This is a genomic window from Treponema sp. UBA785 (assembly GCF_002297065.1).
Lineage (GTDB): Bacteria > Spirochaetota > Spirochaetia > Treponematales > Treponemataceae > Treponema_D.
Genome location: NZ_DBJD01000070.1, coordinates 37,330 through 58,179, shown reverse-complemented (window position 1 = coordinate 58,179; position 20,850 = coordinate 37,330). Strand labels below are relative to the sequence as shown.

21 protein-coding genes are annotated in these 20,850 nt (G+C 38.9%); 8 read left to right on the top strand and 13 right to left on the bottom strand.

From position 1 onward, the window contains the following. Positions 1 to 50 precede the first annotated feature (50 nt). The 7 genes from B2X33_RS05950 to cmk all read left to right on the top strand — a co-directional run bounded on the left by B2X33_RS05950 (position 51) and on the right by cmk (position 5,805). Complete coding sequence (locus B2X33_RS05950) at positions 51 to 245, top strand: hypothetical protein (RefSeq protein WP_296023574.1); 195 nt, start codon at positions 51 to 53, stop codon at positions 243 to 245. Next, a complete protein-coding gene (locus tag B2X33_RS05945) occupies positions 229 to 798 on the top strand; it encodes an ATPase (RefSeq protein ID WP_178748663.1) in 570 nt (189 codons plus the stop codon). Before B2X33_RS05950 ends, B2X33_RS05945 begins: the two co-directional genes overlap by 17 nt. Beyond that, complete coding sequence (locus B2X33_RS05940) at positions 795 to 2,360, top strand: restriction endonuclease subunit S (RefSeq protein WP_296668327.1); 1,566 nt, start codon at positions 795 to 797, stop codon at positions 2,358 to 2,360. Before B2X33_RS05945 ends, B2X33_RS05940 begins: the two co-directional genes overlap by 4 nt. 3 nt (positions 2,361 to 2,363) lie before the next feature. Further along, positions 2,364 to 2,522: a hypothetical protein gene (locus tag B2X33_RS05935; RefSeq protein WP_296668325.1), complete on the top strand. Its 159-nt coding sequence runs from the start codon at positions 2,364 to 2,366 to the stop codon at positions 2,520 to 2,522. 255 nt (positions 2,523 to 2,777) lie between these two features. Further along, a complete protein-coding gene (gene murC, locus B2X33_RS05930; RefSeq protein WP_296668324.1) occupies positions 2,778 to 4,280 on the top strand; it encodes a UDP-N-acetylmuramate--L-alanine ligase in 1,503 nt (500 codons plus the stop codon). Positions 4,281 to 4,343: 63 nt separating this feature from the next. Next, the gene (locus B2X33_RS05925) at positions 4,344 to 5,213 is read left to right on the top strand and encodes a YicC/YloC family endoribonuclease (protein WP_296668322.1); all 870 of its coding nucleotides are present in this window, start codon (positions 4,344 to 4,346) and stop codon (positions 5,211 to 5,213) included. 46 nt (positions 5,214 to 5,259) lie between these two features. Next, complete coding sequence (gene cmk, locus B2X33_RS05920; RefSeq protein WP_296023593.1) at positions 5,260 to 5,805, top strand: (d)CMP kinase; 546 nt, start codon at positions 5,260 to 5,262, stop codon at positions 5,803 to 5,805. A gap of 94 nt (positions 5,806 to 5,899) precedes the next feature. Here cmk and B2X33_RS05915 read toward each other — a convergent pair whose 3' ends face one another. The 13 genes from B2X33_RS05915 to B2X33_RS05855 form a co-directional block, all read right to left on the bottom strand. After that, positions 5,900 to 6,433, bottom strand: coding sequence for a 3-isopropylmalate dehydratase small subunit (locus tag B2X33_RS05915; protein WP_078929994.1), 534 nt, complete (start codon positions 6,431 to 6,433; stop codon positions 5,900 to 5,902). A gap of 50 nt (positions 6,434 to 6,483) precedes the next feature. Further along, positions 6,484 to 7,770 carry a 3-isopropylmalate dehydratase large subunit gene (locus B2X33_RS05910; RefSeq protein ID WP_296668320.1) on the bottom strand — a complete coding sequence of 429 codons (1,287 nt, stop codon included), beginning with the start codon at positions 7,768 to 7,770 and terminating at the stop codon, positions 6,484 to 6,486. Between the two features lie 75 nt (positions 7,771 to 7,845). After that, positions 7,846 to 8,799 (bottom strand): D-2-hydroxyacid dehydrogenase, encoded by a 954-nt coding sequence (locus B2X33_RS05905; protein ID WP_296668318.1) that lies wholly within the window; start codon positions 8,797 to 8,799, stop codon positions 7,846 to 7,848. A gap of 22 nt (positions 8,800 to 8,821) precedes the next feature. After that, entirely contained in the window at positions 8,822 to 9,022 is a 201-nt protein-coding gene (locus tag B2X33_RS05900) for a cation transporter (RefSeq protein WP_296023604.1), read from the bottom strand. 150 nt (positions 9,023 to 9,172) lie between these two features. Beyond that, positions 9,173 to 10,252, bottom strand: coding sequence for a dual-specificity RNA methyltransferase RlmN (gene rlmN / locus B2X33_RS05895; protein WP_296668315.1), 1,080 nt, complete (start codon positions 10,250 to 10,252; stop codon positions 9,173 to 9,175). 29 nt (positions 10,253 to 10,281) lie between these two features. After that, complete coding sequence (locus B2X33_RS05890; RefSeq protein ID WP_296668313.1) at positions 10,282 to 11,421, bottom strand: tetratricopeptide repeat protein; 1,140 nt, start codon at positions 11,419 to 11,421, stop codon at positions 10,282 to 10,284. A gap of 54 nt (positions 11,422 to 11,475) precedes the next feature. Beyond that, complete coding sequence (locus B2X33_RS05885; RefSeq protein WP_296668311.1) at positions 11,476 to 11,823, bottom strand: hypothetical protein; 348 nt, start codon at positions 11,821 to 11,823, stop codon at positions 11,476 to 11,478. 79 nt (positions 11,824 to 11,902) lie between these two features. Further along, on the bottom strand, positions 11,903 to 12,472 hold the full coding sequence (gene rsmD / locus B2X33_RS05880; protein ID WP_296668309.1) for a 16S rRNA (guanine(966)-N(2))-methyltransferase RsmD: 570 nt from the start codon (positions 12,470 to 12,472) through the stop codon (positions 11,903 to 11,905). Positions 12,473 to 12,504: 32 nt separating this feature from the next. Further along, positions 12,505 to 14,040 (bottom strand): ankyrin repeat domain-containing protein, encoded by a 1,536-nt coding sequence (locus B2X33_RS05875; protein WP_296668308.1) that lies wholly within the window; start codon positions 14,038 to 14,040, stop codon positions 12,505 to 12,507. A gap of 5 nt (positions 14,041 to 14,045) precedes the next feature. After that, positions 14,046 to 15,644, bottom strand: coding sequence for a P83/100 family protein (locus B2X33_RS05870; RefSeq protein WP_296668306.1), 1,599 nt, complete (start codon positions 15,642 to 15,644; stop codon positions 14,046 to 14,048). A gap of 89 nt (positions 15,645 to 15,733) precedes the next feature. Further along, positions 15,734 to 17,494, bottom strand: a complete 1,761-nt coding sequence (locus B2X33_RS05865; protein WP_296668304.1) for a hypothetical protein — start codon at positions 17,492 to 17,494, stop codon at positions 15,734 to 15,736. 19 nt (positions 17,495 to 17,513) lie between these two features. Further along, positions 17,514 to 18,755 carry a 23S rRNA (uracil(1939)-C(5))-methyltransferase RlmD gene (rlmD, locus tag B2X33_RS05860; RefSeq protein ID WP_296668302.1) on the bottom strand — a complete coding sequence of 414 codons (1,242 nt, stop codon included), beginning with the start codon at positions 18,753 to 18,755 and terminating at the stop codon, positions 17,514 to 17,516. A gap of 13 nt (positions 18,756 to 18,768) precedes the next feature. After that, positions 18,769 to 19,488, bottom strand: coding sequence for a DUF6675 family protein (locus tag B2X33_RS05855; protein ID WP_296668300.1), 720 nt, complete (start codon positions 19,486 to 19,488; stop codon positions 18,769 to 18,771). Between the two features lie 120 nt (positions 19,489 to 19,608). Between B2X33_RS05855 and B2X33_RS05850 the strand changes: the two genes are divergently transcribed. Then, a complete protein-coding gene (locus B2X33_RS05850) occupies positions 19,609 to 20,793 on the top strand; it encodes a pyridoxal phosphate-dependent aminotransferase (RefSeq protein ID WP_296023636.1) in 1,185 nt (394 codons plus the stop codon). Positions 20,794 to 20,850 lie beyond the last annotated feature (57 nt).

Below are 20,850 nucleotides of genomic sequence, written 5' to 3'. Positions count from 1 at the left end.
TTATCAAAACTCGACATTCGGGCTACTATAATATATAGGAGGACTTATTAATGGATCAAAATGAATTGGATTCAACTTGTGGCGTTTCAGACGATGAACTCACAAAACGCTTTATTGAAGCCGTAAGAATAGAAAATGAAATAAAAAAAGCAAAGGGAACTCCAATTTCCTGCTACGACTCAGCAACAAATACTGCTTACCTTCTTTATGCCGATGGAACAAAAAAATATGTGCGAGCAAATTAAGAAACCTGAAATCATTGTTTTTGCAGGTCCAAATGGAAGCGGAAAAACAACAGTTACAAAACTTGCAAAAGTAATAGAACCATATATAAATGCAGATGAAATAAAACGTACAAACTACTGTTCCGATTTGGAAGCAGCCCAACTTGCCGAAAAAATGCGTGAAGATTGTGTTGCTCAAAATAAAAGTTTTACCTTTGAAACTGTTCTTTCAACAGACCGTAATCTTAAACTTTTGCAAAAGGCAAAAGAAAAAGGCTTTTTTATACGCTGTATTTATGTTCTTACCCGTAATCCTGACATTAATGTTTCTCGCATAGAATCCCGTGCTGCAAATGGTGGACATTCCGTTCCAGAAGATAAAATCCGTTCTCGTTATGAAAAAGCAATAAAACTTATTCCCGAACTCGTGAAAGTTTGTGATGTCCTCCATATTTATGACAATTCCACATTACCGTTCAGAATATTCAAAAAAAGAAAGACCGAATATTTTTACTGGCAGAATGAAGACTGGAGCAAGGAAAAAATCCAGCAGCTTACAGGAATTACTCTATGACCGCAAAAGATTTGAAAAATGCGCTTTTACAGGAAGCAATACAGGGAAAACTCGTTCCTCAGATTGCAAGTGAAGGCAACGCACGGGATTTACTGGAAGAGATACGGAAAGAAAAATTGTCACACGGATTGGATTTTGCTAACGCAAAATCTGGAAAAAGGAAATCAAAAAAAGAGACAGCGTTAGCTGGCTCGAATCCGTGTGACATTACAGAAGAAGAGATTCCTTTTGATATTCCAGAAAGCTGGTGTTGGTGCAGATTGGGGGAGATTTGTAATGAGATTAAACGAGGAAAATCACCAAAATATGCTGATAAAAGTAATTTCTTAGCATTTGCTCAAAAATGTAATGTAAAAACTGGTGGTATTGATTTAGGTCTTGCATTATATCTTGATGAAAATAGCATTACTAGATATTCCGAAACTGACAATCTTGTACAGGGTGATATAGTCATCAATTCTACTGGTGGCGGAACCATGGGAAGAGTTGGATTGTACGAAACACAAGTTCCTGCAGGAATAAAAGGCGTTTATCCAGATAGCCATGTTACTGTTATTCGCTCCATTGGCAACATCAATCAGCATTATCTTTATTACGTTCTGAAATTAAACCAACCAGTACTGGAAAAATGTGGAACCGGCTCAACAAATCAGACTGAACTAAAACCAGCAGTTCTTGCTGATTTTGTTATACCTCTTCCCCCACTATCTGAACAAAAACGCATTGTCGCTGCAATCGAAAAGTTCATGCCGCTCATAGAAGAATACGGCAAAAAAGAAACACAACTCAAAGCCATTAATGAAAAAATCGGCACACTCACAAAAAAGGCAATCCTGCAGGAAGCCGTTCAGGGAAAACTTGTTCCTCAGATAGCCAGCGAAGGAAATGCGCGGGATTTGCTGGAAGAGATACGGAAAGAAAAATTGTCACACGGATTGGATTTTGCTAACGCAAAATCTGGAAAAAGGAAATCAAAAAAAGAGACAGCGTTAGCTGGCTCGAATCCGTGTGACATTACAGAAGAAGAGATTCCTTTTGATATTCCAGAAAGCTGGTGCTGGTGTAGATTGGGGGAGATTGTTTATAACAACGGTCAAAAAACACCTGATAAAGAATTCAGTTATATTGATATTGGTTCAATAGATAATCTGCATCAAAAGTTAAATGATAAAGAAAACTTTGTTTTACCAGAGCAGGCCCCTTCAAGGGCAAGAAAAATTGTGAAAAAGGGTGATATTATTTATGCGACCGTAAGGCCGTACTTACATAACATGTGCATTATTGATAAGGACTTTGAAAAAGAGCCTATCGCAAGTACTGGATTTGCAGTTTTAGCTTGCTATCCTCAAATAAATAATCAATATTTATTTTATTATTTACTTTCACCATCTTTTGATAATTACGCAAATGATACTGAAAATTCAAAAGGAGTTGCATATCCAGCAATTAATGATGATAGATTATACAAAGGTATTGTTCCTCTTCCGCCACTCGCCGAGCAAAAACGCATTGTCGCCGCAATCGAAAAAATGCTGCCATTGTGCGAAAAACTTGGAGAATAAAAAATGAGTAAATATAAAGCTTTTGTCATAATGCCTTTTGGCTCAGATTTTAATGATGTATACAAGCTAGGAATAAAAGCAACTGCAAAAGAATGTGATGTTGATGCAAAACGTCTGGATGATGATTTCTTTGATACAAATATGGTCGAGGAAAGTTTATAAAAAGATTAACGATGCAGACTTTATCATAGCAGATATGACAGGACGAAATCCTAATGTATTTTATGAAGTAGGATACGCAGATGCAAAAAATAAACTTGTATTATTATTAACAAAAAATGTAAAGGATATACCATTTGATTTTAAGCAACGTTTACACAATGAATTGAAGCAATTCGTCAAAAGAAGTAAAATATTATGGCGGCTTGGCTTTTTGCTTTTGCCGCTAATTTTATTTTTTTGGAAAGTTTTAATAAAATGTGTGATTCTGTTTTGCCTTCCGATTTGAAAGGTTTTCATATTCATTGTGTCGGAATAAAAGGAACTGGGGTTGCTGCTCTTGTCGAAATTCTTCATGCCCATGGGGCTGTGATTACCGGAAGCGATGTCTCTGAGCGTTTTTACACTGACGAAATTCTTGACAAGCTAAAGATTAAGGCTCTGCCTTTTAGCTCGCAAAATATTACGGACAGCGTTCAGCTTGTAATTTACTCTTCTGCATATAATCCGGAAACCAATCCTGACCTTGCAGAAGCCGTAAAACGCGGAATTCCTGTTTTGCTTTATACTCAGGCTCTTGGAGCGTTTTCTAAGAATGCTTATTCGTGCGGAGTTTGCGGAGTTCACGGAAAAACCACAACGACAGGCCTTTGCGGCTCTATTTTTAAGGAGCTTGGCTTTCCGGGCGCAGTCCTTGCAGGAAGCATAATTTCTTCTTTTGGAGGCTGCACTTATACAAGCCCGGTTTCTGCCGAATCCTCTCCTCTAAAAAAGTCTTTTTTTATTGCTGAGACCTGCGAGTATCAAAGGCACTTTATGTCTTTTTGTCCGCAGAAAATTATTCTTACTTCTGTCGAAAGCGATCATCAGGATTATTATCCGACTTTTAAAGACATACAGCGCGCTTTTGTCGATTATATCTGTCTTTTGCCTCGGGGCGGACAGCTGATTTTTTGCGCTGATGACAGCGGCGCTTTGGAGACTGCAAGAATCGCGTTTGAAAAACGTCCAGACATAAAAATGGTTTCTTACGGCGAGAATGCTGATGGCGCCTACCGATTAAAATTTGGCCGTGTAGAAGGCGGAAAGCAATATTTTGAAGTGGCTTGCCTCGGAGAATGTGCAATCTGCGTTCCTGGAAAGCACAATGTCCGCAATTCTGCCGCCGCCGTCGCGTTGAACTGCGAGCTTCTAAAAACCTACGGAAAAGACTTGTCTTCCTACAAAGAAAAAATCAAAGAAGGCCTTTTAAGTTTTAAGGGCGGAAGAAGACGGAGCGAAATTGTAGGACGCGCAAAAACTCCTCTTGGGCAGGAAGTTATCTTTATTGACGACTACGGGCATCACCCGACAGCAATCAGGACAACGCTCGAAGGGTTCCGCAATTTTTATAAGGGGCACAAGATTATCGTTGACTTTATGAGCCACACATACACAAGAACAGCGGCCTTGCTCGAGGATTTTGCTTCCAGCTTTGCGAGCGCTGACAAGGTTATTATCAATAAAATTTATGCGAGCGCCCGCGAGAACGCTTCCTGCGCAAAGGTCAGCGGCGAAATTCTTTCTGAGCATGCAAAAAAATATCATAAGGACGTAACTTACTGCGGCGAATTTGATGAGGCCGCAGAAACCGCATTTAAAATGCTTTCCGAGCCTTCCGGGAGCGGTTATCCTGACGGATATATTTTTGTAACAATGGGCGCCGGGAACAACTGGCAGGTTGGAACTAAAGTTCTAAAAATGCTTGAGACAAAAAACTGACAATTTTTTTAGTCTATTGCGATTACAGCAAAGATTTGATATTAAATATGGAGATAAAAATTTATGAACAGCATGACAGGATATGGCTTTAAAGAAACCATAGTCGAAAATACCCAGATCAGCGTTGAAATAAAATCCGTGAACAACCGTTTTTTGGATTTGAATGTGAATATTCCTTCGTTCTTGAATCCCCTTGAAGCAAAAATCCGCAAAATCGTTTCTTCTAAAATCGTGCGCGGAAAAATCGACCTTGCAATCCGCGTAAAGGATATGAATTCTACTGCAAAGGTAAATCCTGACCCTGCCGCGGCTTTAATGTATCGCGATGCAATCGCAAAAGTAAGCGAGGCTCTTGGCTATCCGGCCGCTTCAATTCCTCTTTCTCTGATTGTGGCCCAGGACGGGGTTTTAAATATAACCCATGAATATGACGCCGAGTCTTACTGGTCAAAAATCGAGCCTGTTTTTAACGAAGTTTTTGAACAGTTTGTTTCTGACCGTGAACGCGAGGGCGAAAACCTCAAAGCTGATCTTCTAAAAAAACTTGACATTCTTGACAGCTGCGCTTCTTTCTTTAAGGAATGGCAGCCAAAGATGGAACAGAAATTCAGGGAGCAGATTACAACCCGCTTTAACGAGCTTTTGGGCGACAGCGCAGACCAGAACCGGATTATGACAGAAGTCGCCTCAATGATGATAAAATACACGATTAACGAGGAAATCATTCGTCTGCACAGCCATCTTTCTGCAATGCGCAATGAATTCTTGCAAAACCCGGTTCCTGGAAAACGCATTGACTTTATCTGCCAGGAAGCAAACCGCGAAATAAACACAATCGGCTCAAAAAATCAGTTTACGGAAGTAGGCGAGATGGTCATAAATGCAAAAGATGCCCTTGAAAATATCCGTGAACAGAGCAAAAATGTGGAATAATTTTTGCTTTGCCTGAAAAATCCCAAATAAAAAACTGGAGAAAAAAATGAAATTAAAAAAAGAACTTCGTGTTGCAATCAGCGGAAAATCTGGCTGCGGGAATACAACGGTTTCTACTCTTTTGAGCCAGAAGCTTGGAATTAAGATGATCAATTATACTTTCCGCCAGCTTGCCGCAGAAAAAGGGCTTACTCTTGCCCAGGTAATAGAAAATGCAAAGAATGATGATTCTTATGACAAATATGTGGACACCCATCAGGTTGAGCTTGCAGAAAAAGAAAGCTGCGTTCTTGGAAGCCGCCTTGCAATCTGGATGCTGAAAATTGCAGATTTTAAAGTTTATCTTTATGCAAGCGATGAAACCAGGGCTGGGCGCGTTTTTAACCGTGAAGGCGGCGATCTTGCGGAAATCGCCCGTTTTACGGCAATGCGCGACAGCGAGGACAGCCGGCGCTATAAAAAGCTCTATGAAATTGACAACAATAAATACGACTTTGCCGACTTGATAATAGACACTGCAAATTATTCTCCAGAGCAGATTGTGGATTTAATTCTAAATGAGCTGGAAAAACGCGGTTTTATCGAAAAATAAAATAGCTGTAAACTGCAAAATATCTTTAAAAGCGCAAAAAAAAGGCTGCCTTAGAAAAATTTTCCAAGGCAGCTTTTTTTATAAAAATATAAAGCTAGTATTTTGACTCAGCGTAGCCAATCCAGCCTTCATTTTCAATCAGGGCCTTTTCAAAGCCTTCAAGCTTAAAAGGATAGCTTTTTGAAAGAGAGCCGGCAATAAGCTTTACTTTCCATGTGCCGTCATCTTTTGGCTCGATTTTACATTCACATTCTTTGTCGGCGAATGTGCGGAACATATCGTCAATTTCGCGTTTTGGCATTTCCAAAGCAAGAAGACCGCAGTTATACATATTCTGTCTGAAAATTCTTGCAAAATTCGGAGCGATTACTGCATAGATTCCGTTTACTTCGAGGGCCCAAGGCGCATGTTCTCGGCTTGAACCGCAGCCAAAGTTTTCACGGGTAATGATTACTTTTTTTCCTGGAACATCGCGTTTCGCGTCGAATCCATCGAGTTTAAGGTCTTCAAGACAGTATGGCTTTAAAGCCTGTTTTGAAATTTCAGTCAAATATTTTGCAGGAATGATTTCGTCAGTGTTAATGTCTGAACGATCCAAAAAAAGTACCGGTCCGCCGAATGCTTTCATAATTTTCTCCCATTTTGGCAGAGAACGAAAATTATTCTCTGCCTTTTATTTTATCCTTTGTAATTTTCTGAATTTGTAATTGTTCCTGTAATTGCTGTTGCAGCGGCAGAAGCAGGGCTCATAAGGTGAACCATTCCGCCTTTTCCCATGCGTCCGTTAAAGTTGCGGTTTGTTGTAGAAGCGCAAACTTCGCCTTCAGCAAGCACTCCGTTCGACATGCCAAGACAAGCGCCGCAGGTAGGGTTTGTTACACAGAATCCTGCTTCAAGGAAGATGTCAATCAAGCCTTCTGCTACAGCCATTTTGTAAATTTTTGGAGTCGCAGGAGAAACGATTCCGCGCACTCCGTCCGCGAGGTGATGACCTTTTAAAACTCCTGCCGCAATGCGAAGGTCAGAGATTCGTCCGTTTGTGCAAGAACCAATGTATACCTGATCAACACGTGTGCCTTTCATTTCTGAAATATTTTTAATCTGATCCGGCTTGTAGTTGATTGTGCATACTGGCTCAAGATTAGAAAGATCTTCTGTGATTACTTTTTCGTAAACAGCGTCCTCGTCATCGCGCCATTTTGCATAGTCGGCAATCGCGTCTTCTTTAGTTTTATATTCGTCTTTGATGAATTCCCAAAGGTATTCAACAGTTTTTTCATCTGGGAAGCAGATTCCGCTTGTGCCGCCGGCTTCTACAGCCATATTGCAGAGAGTCATGCGCTCTTCCATTCCCATGTTGTCTACGATTGGACCGGTAAATTCAACTACACAGTTTGTTGCGCCGTTTACGCCGATTTTTCCAATCAAATGAAGAATTACGTCTTTTGCGTAAACTCCTTCTTTGAGTTTTCCGTTAAGCACAAATTTGATTGTTTTTGGTTCTTTGAACGAGCATACACCCTTCAAAATTCCAACTTCAAGATCTGTCGTTCCAACTCCGGCTGCAAAAGCGCCGAACGCTCCGTGAGTACAAGTGTGGCTGTCGCCCATGATTACTGTAAAGCCTGGACGTACAAAGCCTTTTTCTGGGAAAATTGCGTGGCAAACACCGTTGGCGCCAATGTCAAAAAAGTCTTTTATATTGTTACGGCGAGCCCAATCTCTTAATATTTTTCCTTGAGTTGCAGTTTTGCTGTCTTTTGCAGGAGTTACGTGGTCGATTACGGCCTTGATTTTTGCAGGATCAAAAACCTTGTCCTTGCCGCGTTCTACCAAATCATTTATTGCGATTGGAGTTGTAATTTCGTGACAGAATACACGGTCAAGTTTTAAAACATAAGTTCCTTCAAACGGAGTATCTACCAAATGCGATTCAAAAATCTTCTGAGCAATAGTCTTTCCCATCTTTAGTACCTCTAAAATTCTTTAGTATTTTTAAATAATTTACCGTTTTTGCAAGGAAAATACAATACAGGAATTCTAATTAACAACGTTTATGCTTTTTCCGGCGGAAAAGGCCTTTAAATTTTCAAGAGCAATCTTAAAAAGGCGCTGTCTTGCTTCTAGCGGCGCCCAGGCAATATGCGGAGTCAAAACGCAATTTTTTGCCTTGTAGAGGGGGCAGTCGCTTTTCATTGGTTCTGTTCCGATTACATCTGCTGCATAGCCGGCTATCTGGCCTTTATCGAGGGCCTGTCTTAAATCGCTTTCGTTTACAAGACCGCCGCGGGCTGTATTTATTATGATGGCGGTCTTTTTCATCTTGGAAATAGTATTTTTGTTGATCAGCTGCGATGTTTCCGCAGTCATCGGCGCATGAAGGGTGATAAAATCGCTCTGTTCAAAAAGCTCATCTAAAGAAACCGCCTTTTCGTTTCCTTTAAAAGAATTTGGCGAATGAACGTGAATAATTACATTCATTCCAAAGGCATGAGCAATTTCTGCAACTTTTTGTCCAATCGAGCCGAAGCCAAAAATTCCCAGTGTTTTGCCTTTGAGTTCTGTCAATGGGCTTTTCCAATAACAAAAATCCGGGCTTTTTATCCAATCGCCGTTTTGAACGGATTGTGAATGCTGTTCAACCTGGTTTGTAAAATTTAAAATCAAGGCAAATGTGTGCTGTGCGACAGAGTCTGTAGAATATGCAGGAATATTTGTTACTGTAATTCCAGCCTCTCTTGCGGCTTTTGTGTCTACAACATTATATCCAGTCGCCATAACTCCAATGTATTTTAGGTTTGGGCACTGTTCAATTATCTGTTTAGTGATGTTTACTTTGTTTAAAAAAATAGCATCGGAATCTCCGATTCTTTCAACAACAAGTTCTGGCGGGGTACGGTCGTAAACCGTCAATTCTGCAATATCCTTAAAAATATCCCAATCCAAATCACCTGGATTTGCCGCATAACCGTCTAAAACCGTAACTTTAAGCATGACACTTCCTTAAAAAATAATTTTAATTGAGTACTTCAACACCTGTAGAAGAAATAGCGCTGTTTATTGCATCTTCGGCAGAACCTTCAAAATCAACTAGAACTTGAGATTTTTCTGCATTTGCAACACAGTTTGTTACACCTGCAACAGCTTTTACGGCAGCTTCTACTTTTGCACAGGTATCGGCATCGAACATTCCAACAACATATATTTTTTTCTGCATAAGAAAATTTCTCCTGCGGGACTAATAAAAATCACGGTATCTAAAAATTCTTCTATCATTATATCAATAATTGGAAGTTATTCAAATAACTTTTTTTTTATATCAACAATTATTCAAAAAATAGAAATATCTTCTTAAAAAAATAGTTTTTTAATCTTCTCCGTTTCCGTATTTTTTGCTTCCTGAAAGTTTTTTTCCTTCTACGATTTTGTCAGAAAGTGTTTTTCCAAGTTGACCGCAGGCTCCTCCGATTTCCCGTCCGCGTCTTGTGCGCAGTGTTACGTTTAGACCTGCTTTTTCAAGTTTTTCGACAAATCGATGACATTCATTGTTTGAAGGTTCGGTAAATGGCAATGTTTCGACGGGATTCCATGGAATAAGGTTTATGTTTACATCTATTCCTTTTGCAAAATTTATCATATTTTCTGCTGATTCTGCGCTTGTGTTCGTGTCATGGAGAAGCGCGGCTTCTAAAGTTACGCGTTTTCCTGTTTTTTTTGCATAGTAATCTATTGCTTTTCGGAGCTCTTCAAGAGGATTTGCCTTTGTAATCGGCATTATTTGTTCACGGAGAAGCGGATCTGCCGTTGTGAGCGAGACTGCGAGCCTGATTAAAGGTCCGTTGTCTGCTAAATCGTAAATTCCTTTTATTACTCCAGATGTTGAGAGTGTAATTCTTCTTCCAGAAAGGTTTCTGCCGCGTTTATCTGTTAAGACGGAAATTGCTTTTCGGACTGCCGGAAGATTCATCATTGGCTCTCCCATTCCCATAAAGACAATATTGTCGAGCGGACCTGCATATTTTTCAAGGTACAAAAACTGCTCGACGATTTCTGAGGCTGTCAAGCTTCTTGCAAGTCCAAGGTGTCCTGTCTGGCAGAAAGCGCAGTTCATTGCACAGCCGACCTGACAGCTTACACAGGCGGTTTTTCGTTTTTCTTTATCGGTAAGCAAGACTGTTTCGACCGCAAGCCCGTCGTTCAAAGTAATCTGAAGTTTTATAGTTCCATCTGGATCTTTTAAAACTTTAGAAACCTCGCTGCATCTGAGGACTGCTTTTTGAGAAAGTGAATTGCGAAGTTCCTGGCTTAAATTCGTCATTGCGTCAAAACTGTCGGCGCCTTTTCCAATCCACTCAAAAATCTGTTTTCCGCGGAAAGCCGGAGTAATATTTAACTGTTCTGAAATTTCTTCAGGCAAAAGACCTGAAACTGCTATTTTTTCGTTCATTCTACCTAGAAAAATAATGTTTTTTTTTACTAATTTAAAGGCTTTCCTTCAATTATTTTGCTTAACATCTCAGAAATTACAGCGTTTTTGGTTCCAGTTTTTTGAAAAGTCCTTAAAACCTCGACAGCTTTATTTTTGTCATTTATTTTTAAATAACAGTCGGCGAGGTCTATGTAAAGACGGTAATTTTTTGGATCGTTTTTGATTAAATTGTTCAGCCTTTCAATTGCTTTGTCAAAATTTCCTTCACCCTTGCAGATTAGGGCAAGTCCGAGCGCTGCGTAAATGTCAAAGTCTATTTCCATTGCGCGGTTATAGTATTCTTCCGCCTTTTTATAATCGCCTGTATTTCTGTAAGCGTCTCCTGCACGTGTAAGAATTACTTTATTTGCAGGATCATTTTTTAGAATTCTGTTCCAATATTCAACTGAACGGTACTGCTGGTTCATTCCGCGGTAGCAGTCTGCAAGGCCAAAAAGAACATAGAAATTGTCCGGATCCATTTCCAGCGCGCGCTCAAAATATTTAATTCCTTTGTCGAATGTTTTTAGTTTTCTGTGGCAGTTTCCGATTGAAGTAAGTACCCGGATATCAACGGCATCTGCGTTTATTTCTAGCATTTTTGTCCAATAGTAAAGCGCGTCTTTGTATTCCTTAAAATCGTAATAAAGATGTCCGATTCCAATCAGGGCGTAGGCGTTTTTGTCTTCCATATCTAGAACTTTAAGATACATTTCTTTTGATTTTTTAAAGTCTCGGATTTTTCTATAGGCATCGGCAACTCTTGTAAGGACTGTAATGTTTCTGTCATCGTGTAAGAGATACTGCTCCCAAATTTCAATTGCCTTGTGATACTTGTTCAAAGCCTTATAGCAGTCTGCAAGGCCAAAAAGAGCGTAGTTGTTTCCAGGGTGAACAGAAAGACATTTTGAATAAAAATCGACTGCATTTTTAAAGTGATTTTGCTTTCTTTCACAATCGCCAAGTCCGACAAGAGCGTAATTATTGTTGTCTTCAATCTGCAAAATTGAATTGAACGCATCAATTGCATCTTTAATCCTGTCTTCTTTTAAAAGCTGGTAGCCTTTTTTTGAAATTTCTGCAATTTTTTCTGCGTCTTTTTGTTCTGGTTGATTTGCAATTATGGTTTCATTTTTTACATCGGACATTTTGTGCTCTCCTAGTGCGATTCTATTTTTATAATTCATCGTTTTTCGCGTTTTTTATTCTTTAACAAGAAGCGAGATTATTTTTGCGATTTTTTCGTAAAGGACTTCGCATTTTCTTTTGTTTTTTGCCAAAATATAAAATTTCAAGGCCTTGAGCGACTGGTTCTTTTTGCTCAATAAATCTCCAACTCTGGTAAGTCCGTCGGAATAGCCGGTTGTTATAAATATTCTTGCGGCTTCCTGAATTTTACCATTGTTAAAAAGCTCGTTGCCCTTGCGGTTCAATATGACTTTCTGTTCGGAAGACAGTGAAACTAATGGAGAATCTGTAACTTTTATAAAACCATCAGATGGCCGGTTTGACTCAACTGCCGTGAGAAAAGCATTTTTTTGAAGTGACATTCACTTTTTTACCTTTATATTTTAACTTAAATAAATTCTACCACGAAAAAAATCAAAGTCAAGGAAATTATTTTTTCTGTTATTGCTGAACTTCTGGACTTATATTTTCTTCTTTTTTATAAAAATTGACGAGTGAGCGTCCGTAAACGCGCTTGTCTTTTAGGACGAGGTTTCCGATTTTCTCTGGAAGAGGATCTTCTTCGGGGTAGTGGATTAAAACGGTTCCGTTTGGATTTAAAAGTGAATATTTATCTACTGATTTTATTAAATCTTTTCTGAATTTGTATGGAAAAGGCGGGTCAAAAAATATGAAGTCGAATTTATCGTGGCAGCGCTTTAAAAAAAGTTCTACTGCCATAAAGTGGCAGCCGATTTTTACTCCGCATTCTTTTTCTGTTACGGAAACATTGTCTAAAACCGTCTTTATTTTGATTTTGTCTTTTTCGCAAAGCTGAACTTCGGTTGCTCCTCGGCTTGCCGCTTCGATTGCGATAGTTCCCGAACCGCTGAACAAATCTAGCCAGCTTTTTCCGGTTAAATCGCCAATAACGGCAAAAACAGATTCTCTCATTCTGTCCATTGCCGGGCGGATTATTCCGTCTGGACACTTTATTATTCTTCCTTTTAATTTGCCGCCGGTAATTCTCATTGTTTGCTCCAAAATTGTTTTAAATAATTTTTTTAGAAATTTTCCAAACTCCAGAAAATGGAATCGCGCTTTAATTTTTTGTTTTTCTTTGCAAAATCAAAGGCTGTCATTCCCGAATCTGTCTTGTAGCTGATTTTTGCTCCGTTTGACAAGAGCCATTGAATTATTTTTGTATCTTTGCAGAATTCTGCCGCGTACATAAGCGGAGTTTTTCCGTCATAAAAAGAATTTACTGGAAGTCCATATTCAAAAAAGGCATCCAGTATTTGAGAAGGAGATTCCTCTGTTATTGCGGTTATAAAAGATGAACGAACTTCGCTGTCAGAAATCTCATAGCCCGAAAGCAGCTGCGAAACGATTTTTGAATTTTTTGAAAAACTAGATGCCAGTTTTAACGAACTTACACCGTAATTGTTTTTTGCCTTTATGTCGGCTCCATTTTTTATAAGTTTCTCTACAACCTTGTCGTTTTCAGAAAATCTTGAGGCAAACATTAGCGCAGTCCAGCCGTCATTGTCCTTTGCATTTATATTTGCTTTTGAAAAAATCAAATCTTCTGTAAGATTTAAATCTCCTTGTTTGGCGGCATTCATAAGTTTTGTCCGTCCTTCGCTGTCCTTTTCGTCCGGATTTTCTATAAAAGTTCTTAAAATAGATGGACTGCTTTTTTGCGGAACTTCATTGCCGTCGTTTTCCAGCGCATAATCGAAAAGGTTAGTTTTTTCGTATGGAGAGATTTCAATTTTTCTTTCAAACTCCGGCATTTTTTCTGTAGAAGTTGTTTCATCTTCTTTTTGCGGCGCAGAAGTTAAAGTTTCATCTTCGTTTCCGTTCTGCATAATAGAATTCAATGCTACGTCTTCTGCACTGTCATTTTTCTCATTTTTTTTATTTTCCGCGTTTTCTTCCGGCGCAGGCAGTTTTGGATTTTCTGTTTTTTCTTCTATTTTTGCTTCTTCTTTTTTATTTTCCAAAACAGTTTCTTCTGTTTTTATATTTTGGGGAATTTGTGTTTCTTCCTGTTCTTTTTGAACTTCTTCCAAAATCTGTTCATTTTCTTCTGATTTTTCAGTTTTTTCTTTTATAAATTTCCGCAAAACTTCAATCATATCGTTCGGCGAAGAATTTTCTTGTACATAGTCGAAAGCATTTTTTCCGTTTTTGTCGGTTTTTAGAATTTTTTTTCGTCTGGAAAAATTAAAAAGTGAATTGTCCTTTATAAGTCTTTCTAAAACTTCTGGAGAAGATGAATATTTTGCCGCATACATTATAGAATTTCGTTTTTCCGCATCTTTTTGCATTGGATCTGCTCCGTATTTTAGCAGAATATTGATGACAGAAAGACTGCGGTCTTCTTTTAATGCGCTCATTAAAAGGCTTTCTTTTTCTTTTCCGCGTTTTATATTTGCGTAATCCGGATTTTTTTTGAGCGCAGTTTTTATTTCTTTTTCAGTTCCTGTCTCGACAGTCTCAAAAAGTTTGTCTCTTTTTCCGCTTGCCTGAACTGATAGAACTGAAAAAGCCAATAAAATGAAGAAGATAAAATTTTTCTTAAAAGCAAAATTCATTTTTTCTAATTTTTAATCTGTGAAAGATCTTTCGTATTAAGCAAAACCGGAATGTTTGAACTTGATGTTGCAAGAATTCCGTTCTGTGTTATTGTAAGCGGAGTTGCAGGCTTTACATTTACCTGTGATTTTAAAAGATTCTCCGCGTTTTCGTTGAATTTTCCTGTTACAAAGTTTTTTCCGTCTTGAATTATACAATAGAAATTTGAGCCATCGCTTACAAGAACTGAATTTTCAGCAATAGTTTCATTGCTTTCTTTTACGATTTCCATATTTTCCTTGTCAAGAACAACAAGTTTTACGGCTCCGTTTCCGAGAGAAGTTCCTGCAATTGCAATGTATCCGGCCTGTGTTTCAAAAATTGTCCGGCTTCTGATTACAGTTACTGGAGATTCTTTTATTACAGTTCCTGTTTCTGCATTAAGTTTTACGAGGGTTGAAAGAATTCCGAGCTCGTCAACTGATTTTAGGCCGTAAACGCCAGCCGCATTTTGATTTTTTGTCTGTTCCCGGACAATAGTCTGCTGGTCTTGCGCGATAGAAGTGCGTTCTGTCTGTGCTTCTGTGCGTTTTGTGTCTGCGGCGGCCTGAGCCTGGGCTGCTTCGTCTTTCGCTTCTTGAGCTTTTTCTGACTGTTCCTGAGCTTTCTGTTCCTGCTGAACTGCTTCTTCCTGTTTTTGTTCTGCTTCCTGACGCTTTTCTTCGGCTTCTTTCTGAGCCTGCTTGTCTTCCGGATTTTCTTCTGCCTTTTTCTGAGCCTGTTCTGCTTCTTTTTGCGCGTTCTGGGCTTCAGTTTTTGCAGTTTCTGCTTTTTTCTGTTCTTCTTTTAATTTTGCAGATTCTTCAACTGCTTTTTTTTGGGCATCGTTTGCCTTTTCCTGGGCGTTGTCTGCCTCTCGTTCCTTAATGTTTACCATCTGTTTTCTGGAGTCGACTCCCTTGTCTTCGTCTTCCTGCATAGACTGAACGACTTTTTTGTCCGAAATTACTGAGGTGTCAACTGTGCTCAAGCCGCCATTTACGTCTGCAAGAGGAATTACAATCTGGGTTTTTCCCGGCCAGTCGCGGTAGTTGAGGGCAATGCCTGCTTTTTCTGCCGTCAGATTGTCTGTAACGATTTTTTTGTATTTTAAATTGAAATAATCAGTGTTTCCGCGGTAAACTGCGTTGTAAACAGTTACGAATGTTGCGACTGTCTGCGCGTCGTCGGAAGAATATCCATAGGCTTTTGAAAGATATGCTGAAATAATTCTTCTTATATTTTTGATGTGGTCAATTGTAGAAGAGCTTCCGATTACAAAAATATCCGCATCAAATTTGCCTTTTTCCTCTGAATTGACAGCATGAATAATTTGGTAACGCAGCGAAGAGCCAGCATTTTTTGGAGTTTCGGGATTGTCTGCAATAATTTTTCCAAGGTCAGTTCCGATTCCTGCAATTTCTGCCGCAGAATTTATGACAGAATGAGGTCCGTTGTAGTTTTCAAAAACAACTGGCTGTGTAGAAACTGTTTCAAGTTCTTTTTCATCAACTTCCAATGAAAAAGAGTTTGCGCAAAATACAAGAGCCAAAGCGACTGTAAAAATTCCCCTGGATAATTTCATAAAATTCCTCCAAATTCAGTTATGAAGACGCTGTCTGCAAAATAAAGATTTTTGAATATTTTATCACAAAGATTATGATTTTTCACGCGTTAAAGTTCAAGTTTAAGAATTTTTGTAAAAGTTTCGCCTGCATAGTTTCGCACTTGTCTGTCAAAACGGTCTGTCATGAAATTTGAAAGAATCTGTTTTCCCTGGCGGTAGAGCGCCGGTCTGCCCGTAAAGGCAACGATTTTGTAAGTTGAATCGCACAGAAGCTTTGCAAGCTTTACATCTTTTTTTTGAAGTTTTTTTTCTATAACAATTTCGTAGGCCTTTAAAATCTGTCCGCTTTCGTCATAGCCAAGATTTGCAGAATTCTGAACCAAAATGTTTAGCAAAAAAGGATCTTCTTCAAGTTCAAGAAAATTTGCAAAATCTGAAACAAAAATGTTTGATTCGGTATAGCTCATTGCCTCTAGAAATTTCTGTGTATAAATAGGGTTGCTTGAATAAAACGACTTGTCTTCGTGCGGATTTCTGTTTTTTTCAAGAAGCTCGGAAAGATAGGACTGTGAAAGTTCCTGAAGTTCTTCGGTCATAGTTTTTTCTTTTTGAAAGAAATCTTTTTTTTGAAAGGCTGCCTGAATTTCTTCAATTCGCGAAAGCGGAACCGGAGAATAAACTATTCCGTCAAAACTCTGAATATTTTTTGAAGGAACTGTATATGTTTTTTTTGTCTGGCTCACGATTTTTTTGTTTCCGACGCTCTGGGACATGACAAAAGCATTTAAAACCCAGTTTTTCATGCACAAAAAAAGTTGGTTTGAACTTGTATATGTGACGAAATTCCATGTTGCTTTAGAAGGCAGTTTTGCTTCCCAAAAAATGTTTCCGCTTTCGTCAAATTCAATTGCTTTAAAGCTGCTGCTTATAAAAAATCCTCTGGCTGTCGGCCGCAAAAAAACTGCATCAAAAAGGCTCATAATTCCGCCGGAAAATTCAGAAATAAGGCGGCCGGTTGAATTTTCTACGGTTTTAATTTTTAGTTCTGTGCCTTTGTTATAAAGAAGCGCGGAAGTTTTTTGACCGCAGATTATTTTTTTTACTGGTGAATTTTGGGTTTCGCCTTTTAAAACCCATTTTGAAACAGAATTTGTTTTGCTTTCTGCAAAAAGTCCTGCGGAGCCGTCTTCAAACGCCATTAAAATTCCGTCGGAACAGGATGATTTTGCTGAAATTTTGCCTGCAAAAGTGATTTCTTCCAAAACTTCTCCAAACGGACTGAGCCTGAAACCGTGTGTTTTTCCGTCGTCTGTCTGATCAAAGAAGAAAACAAGGCTTCCGTCTGGGAGCTCGCTTGTCGAAAAAACAGCATTTTCTTTCAGCTCAAGTTTCCATTTTTGGCTTCCTTTTAATCCGTAGCAGGCAATATTTTTTTTGCCTTGTACAAAAATTCTTCCATCACGTCCAACAAAGGGATTCTGTGTTATTTCAAAACCGCAGTCTACGCTCCAAAGAAAAGTTCCGCCTGGATTTATAAAGTTTAAGACGGATTTATCCGTAACTGCAATTAAAAAATCGTTCCATGAAGAAAAAAATCTTTCGCTTTTGCCTTTTATGCTTTTTTGCCAGAGAATTACGCCTTTTTGGGTAAAGGCGCTTATTATTCTGCCGTCCGTTACTGCTGCAAAACCATAGGAAGTTTCGACCGGAGGAGCGACAATTTCGCCTCCAATAACAGTTTGCCAGGACGGAGTCAATGTTGACAAATCTGTTTGATAAAGCGCGGTCTGCGAAAAAAACTTTTCTGAAGAAAATATAATCAGAAAAAGAAAAATGCTTATTTTTTTTGACGATTTTTTTTTATTCATATTTATTTTATCAGCCGGATTAAACAAACTCAAAATATGCAAGGCTTTCTATATGGGAAGTCTGCGGATAAAAGTCGAGCAGGTAGAGTTTTGTCAGTTTGTAGCCGGATTTTATCAAATAAGATGCGTCGCGTGCCTGTGTTGCCGGATCGCAGGAAATGCTTCTTATTTGGGCTGTCTTGTTTTTGCAAAGCCAGGAACATACATCTTTTTCCATTCCTGAGCGCGGCGGATCGATTACAACTGCGTCAAAAGGTCCGTTTTTTTCAAGAATCATCGGCGCGTTTTCTTTGACCCAGCGGCTTCCGCTCAAGCCGTAAGTTTCGTGCGCTTTTCCTGCCATGTTAACTTCTGCGTGGACAAGCGCGTCCCTGTTGTGCTCGACCAAGGTTGTCTTTTTAAAAATATCCGCAAGAAAAACCGAAAAAGTTCCAGCTCCGCAGTACATGTCAAGAACATTTTCTCCGCCCATATTGAACGTTACAGCCTTTATTGTTTTTTCGAGGACGTCCATATTCGACTGAAAAAATCCCTGCACATCAAATTCAATTTGTTTTCCTGAAATGCAGACAGTGCAGTTGTTTTTTGTGTCGGCCAGCGTGCCTGCAAAACGCCGCCTTACTTTGTTTTTTGCCTTTTTTCTTGATTTTCCGACTTGTTTTGAAGCCCAGAGCTCTTTTTTTGTTTCATCTGCAATTACAAGATGGTCGTATTCATTTTGCGCAGACGGAACAATTCTTTTGTCTCCAAAAAAATGAACTCGCCCTAAAGGTCTTTGTTCTTGTGTTACATTTTTAAGGTAAGAATTTATTTCGTCGGTTGCAATCGGGCAGAAGTCGAGCTTAAGAATATTGTTTGTCTGCTTTTCGTTAAATCCGCCGTCGGTAAGCTGGATTCTTGAACGGTAATTTGCCGGTTCTCCAGAGATCGTTTCAATTTCTGGAACTTTTATTCCTTCCCGTTCAAAACAGTCTGCAAGCATTTGTTTCCGTAGCTCGCGCTGAAAATCAATATCAATGTGCTGCATGTTGCAGCCGCCGCATTTTCCGTAAAGAGGGCAAAAAGGCAGCTGACGGTGAACTGAAGGCTCGATAACTTTTTCAATTTCTGCAATATCGTAATCGCGGAAAGTTTTTTTTATCGAAACTTCAATTTTTTCTCCTGGAATTGCGTACGGAATGAATACGTTTTTTCCGTTTGCTTTTGCAAGACAGCTTCCGCCAAAGACCATTTTTTCTGGAATTACAGTGATTTTTTCCATTTTTTAAGCTCAATTAGATTTTTGAGAAAATAAAGTTGCAGAAAGTTTTAATTCTGTTCATAAAGGAAGTTTCGATTCTGTCTTTTAAGAACCAAAGCTTTGGAACGTCAACTCCGCCGATTGCATAAAGAATCCAGTTGTCGCCGTCGCGGAAAACTGTAATGCATGAAACCATTTTTTTCGATTTTACCGCGGTAAATTTTTCGTGGTAAATCAGGTTTTCCATGTTCTTAAGTTCATAAAAATAAAAATTTTCATCTTTTGTTACGTTTATCTGTGAGTTGAATTTTCCGAAAAGCGACATTTCGAGAATGCAGTCAATCTGTTTATTTTTTTCTTCTTCGGTAATCTTTTTTATTTCGGCAGAAGAATACAGTTCGTACCATTTTTGCTGCCTGTCAGAAAAATAAGGAATTCCTACGTAATCACCGATGTTGCACAAAGCCGAGTCTATTTCTTCGATTAAATTTTCGTTTCCTTCGACTGGACGGATTTGAATTACTTCTGCAACAAAAGATGGATCAAGTTTTTTCATTGTTGCCAAAATTCTTGAAGAAGAATCGTTTTGCTTGACGCAAACGTCTTTCATTGAATTTATGTTTCTGATTAAAACTTCGCCGGTTTCGAGTTTTTGCTTTTCGTCAGAAGAAAGTTTTGAATTGAAAATTTCTGCCTGGACAGAAAATAAGGCGGCAAAGGCAAAAATTGTTCTAAAAAGAAAAGATTTTTTCATAAGGCTCCCATAAAATCATCGCTGGTACGGCGCATGCTTCTTCTTGCGAATATAACAAAAAACTTCATTTTTCTCAATAAGTTACAAAATTCTTGTGTTTTGTGCTATAATGCTTCCACTATGATAGCTCCAAAAATAAAAGAAACAATAAATTCAAAAGGCGCCTCTGTAATAAGAAAAATGTTTGAGGAAGGAATTCTTCTAAAAAAAGAGTATGGCGATGACAACGTTTTTGATTTTTCGCTCGGAAATCCTGATTTGGATCCTCCAAAAGAAGTTGTTGATGCAATTTTAGAAGTTGCAAAAGACACAACGCATGGCTGCCACGGCTATATGCCAAATGCCGGCTATCCTGAGACAAGGCTTGCAATGGCAGAAAAGGTGAGTGGCGAACAGACTGTTAAACTCGAAGAAAAAAATATCGTAATGACTGTGGGAGCGGCGAGCGCTCTAAACTGCGTTTTTAAGTCGATTTTAAGTTTGGGCGATGAAGTGATTGTTCCTGCTCCTTTTTTTGCGGAATACAGGCACTATGTCGCAAATTTCGGCGGAAAATTGATTGAAGTTCCTTCAAAATCTGATTTTTCGCTTGATGTTCCTGCAATCGAAAAAATGCTTTCTCTAAAAACCGCGGCTGTTTTAATCAATACACCGAATAATCCGACCGGGAAAATTTATTCTGAAAGCGATATTGAAGAACTTGCGGCCGCTCTTAAAAAACATGGAAATTCTTGCGGAAGAATGCCTTGTCTTATCTGCGATGAGCCTTATCGTGCGATTGTTTATGATGGAGCAAAAGTTCCGCCGGTATTTCCAAAGTACGAAAACGCTGTAGTTGTTTCAAGTTTCGCAAAAGACCTTTCGATTCCAGGCGAGAGAATCGGATATATTGCTGTAAATCCAAAATGTGAGGATTCTGATGAATTTATTTCTGCCTGCACTTTCTGCCTCCGCACTTTAGGCTGTGTAAATGCGCCTGCGTTTTTTCAGAAAGTTGTTGCAAAATCATGGAATGCAAAAGTCGATTATTCTTCTTATGCCCGTCGTCGCGACCTTTTAATGGCAATTTTGGACAAGGCTGGATTTGAATATTGCCGTCCTCAGGGAGCGTTCTATCTTTTTGTAAAAGTTCCTTCCCGATGGAATGATGACGATAGCGCATTCTGCGATTATTTAAAAAAATTTTTTATTTTGAGTGCTCCAGGAAACGGTTTTGGAAAAAAAGGCTATTTCCGTCTTGCATATTGCGTAAGCGAAAAAACTATTGTCAATTCTGAAAAAGCCTTTATCGCAGCGGCTAAATAGGAGACAAGATAAAAACAGACGAAAATGGCGTCTGTTTTTATCTTTAAAAGTTTGAGT

Bases quoted from the DNA above. Each gene is read 5' to 3' on its own strand.
- B2X33_RS05950 (WP_296023574.1), top strand. From the start codon at position 51: ATGGATCAAAATGAATTGGATTCAACTTGTGGCGTTTCAGACGATGAA.
- B2X33_RS05945 (WP_178748663.1), top strand. From the start codon at position 229: ATGTGCGAGCAAATTAAGAAACCTGAAATCATTGTTTTTGCAGGTCCA.
- B2X33_RS05940 (WP_296668327.1), top strand. From the start codon at position 795: ATGACCGCAAAAGATTTGAAAAATGCGCTTTTACAGGAAGCAATACAG.
- B2X33_RS05935 (WP_296668325.1), top strand. From the start codon at position 2,364: ATGAGTAAATATAAAGCTTTTGTCATAATGCCTTTTGGCTCAGATTTT.
- murC (WP_296668324.1), top strand. From the start codon at position 2,778: ATGTGTGATTCTGTTTTGCCTTCCGATTTGAAAGGTTTTCATATTCAT.
- B2X33_RS05925 (WP_296668322.1), top strand. From the start codon at position 4,344: ATGAACAGCATGACAGGATATGGCTTTAAAGAAACCATAGTCGAAAAT.
- cmk (WP_296023593.1), top strand. From the start codon at position 5,260: ATGAAATTAAAAAAAGAACTTCGTGTTGCAATCAGCGGAAAATCTGGC.
- B2X33_RS05915 (WP_078929994.1), bottom strand. From the start codon at position 6,433: ATGAAAGCATTCGGCGGACCGGTACTTTTTTTGGATCGTTCAGACATT.
- B2X33_RS05910 (WP_296668320.1), bottom strand. From the start codon at position 7,770: ATGGGAAAGACTATTGCTCAGAAGATTTTTGAATCGCATTTGGTAGAT.
- B2X33_RS05905 (WP_296668318.1), bottom strand. From the start codon at position 8,799: ATGCTTAAAGTTACGGTTTTAGACGGTTATGCGGCAAATCCAGGTGAT.
- B2X33_RS05900 (WP_296023604.1), bottom strand. From the start codon at position 9,022: ATGCAGAAAAAAATATATGTTGTTGGAATGTTCGATGCCGATACCTGT.
- rlmN (WP_296668315.1), bottom strand. From the start codon at position 10,252: ATGAACGAAAAAATAGCAGTTTCAGGTCTTTTGCCTGAAGAAATTTCA.
- B2X33_RS05890 (WP_296668313.1), bottom strand. From the start codon at position 11,421: ATGTCCGATGTAAAAAATGAAACCATAATTGCAAATCAACCAGAACAA.
- B2X33_RS05885 (WP_296668311.1), bottom strand. From the start codon at position 11,823: ATGTCACTTCAAAAAAATGCTTTTCTCACGGCAGTTGAGTCAAACCGG.
- rsmD (WP_296668309.1), bottom strand. From the start codon at position 12,472: ATGAGAATTACCGGCGGCAAATTAAAAGGAAGAATAATAAAGTGTCCA.
- B2X33_RS05875 (WP_296668308.1), bottom strand. From the start codon at position 14,040: ATGAATTTTGCTTTTAAGAAAAATTTTATCTTCTTCATTTTATTGGCT.
- B2X33_RS05870 (WP_296668306.1), bottom strand. From the start codon at position 15,644: ATGAAATTATCCAGGGGAATTTTTACAGTCGCTTTGGCTCTTGTATTT.
- B2X33_RS05865 (WP_296668304.1), bottom strand. From the start codon at position 17,494: ATGAATAAAAAAAAATCGTCAAAAAAAATAAGCATTTTTCTTTTTCTG.
- rlmD (WP_296668302.1), bottom strand. From the start codon at position 18,755: ATGGAAAAAATCACTGTAATTCCAGAAAAAATGGTCTTTGGCGGAAGC.
- B2X33_RS05855 (WP_296668300.1), bottom strand. From the start codon at position 19,488: ATGAAAAAATCTTTTCTTTTTAGAACAATTTTTGCCTTTGCCGCCTTA.
- B2X33_RS05850 (WP_296023636.1), top strand. From the start codon at position 19,609: ATGATAGCTCCAAAAATAAAAGAAACAATAAATTCAAAAGGCGCCTCT.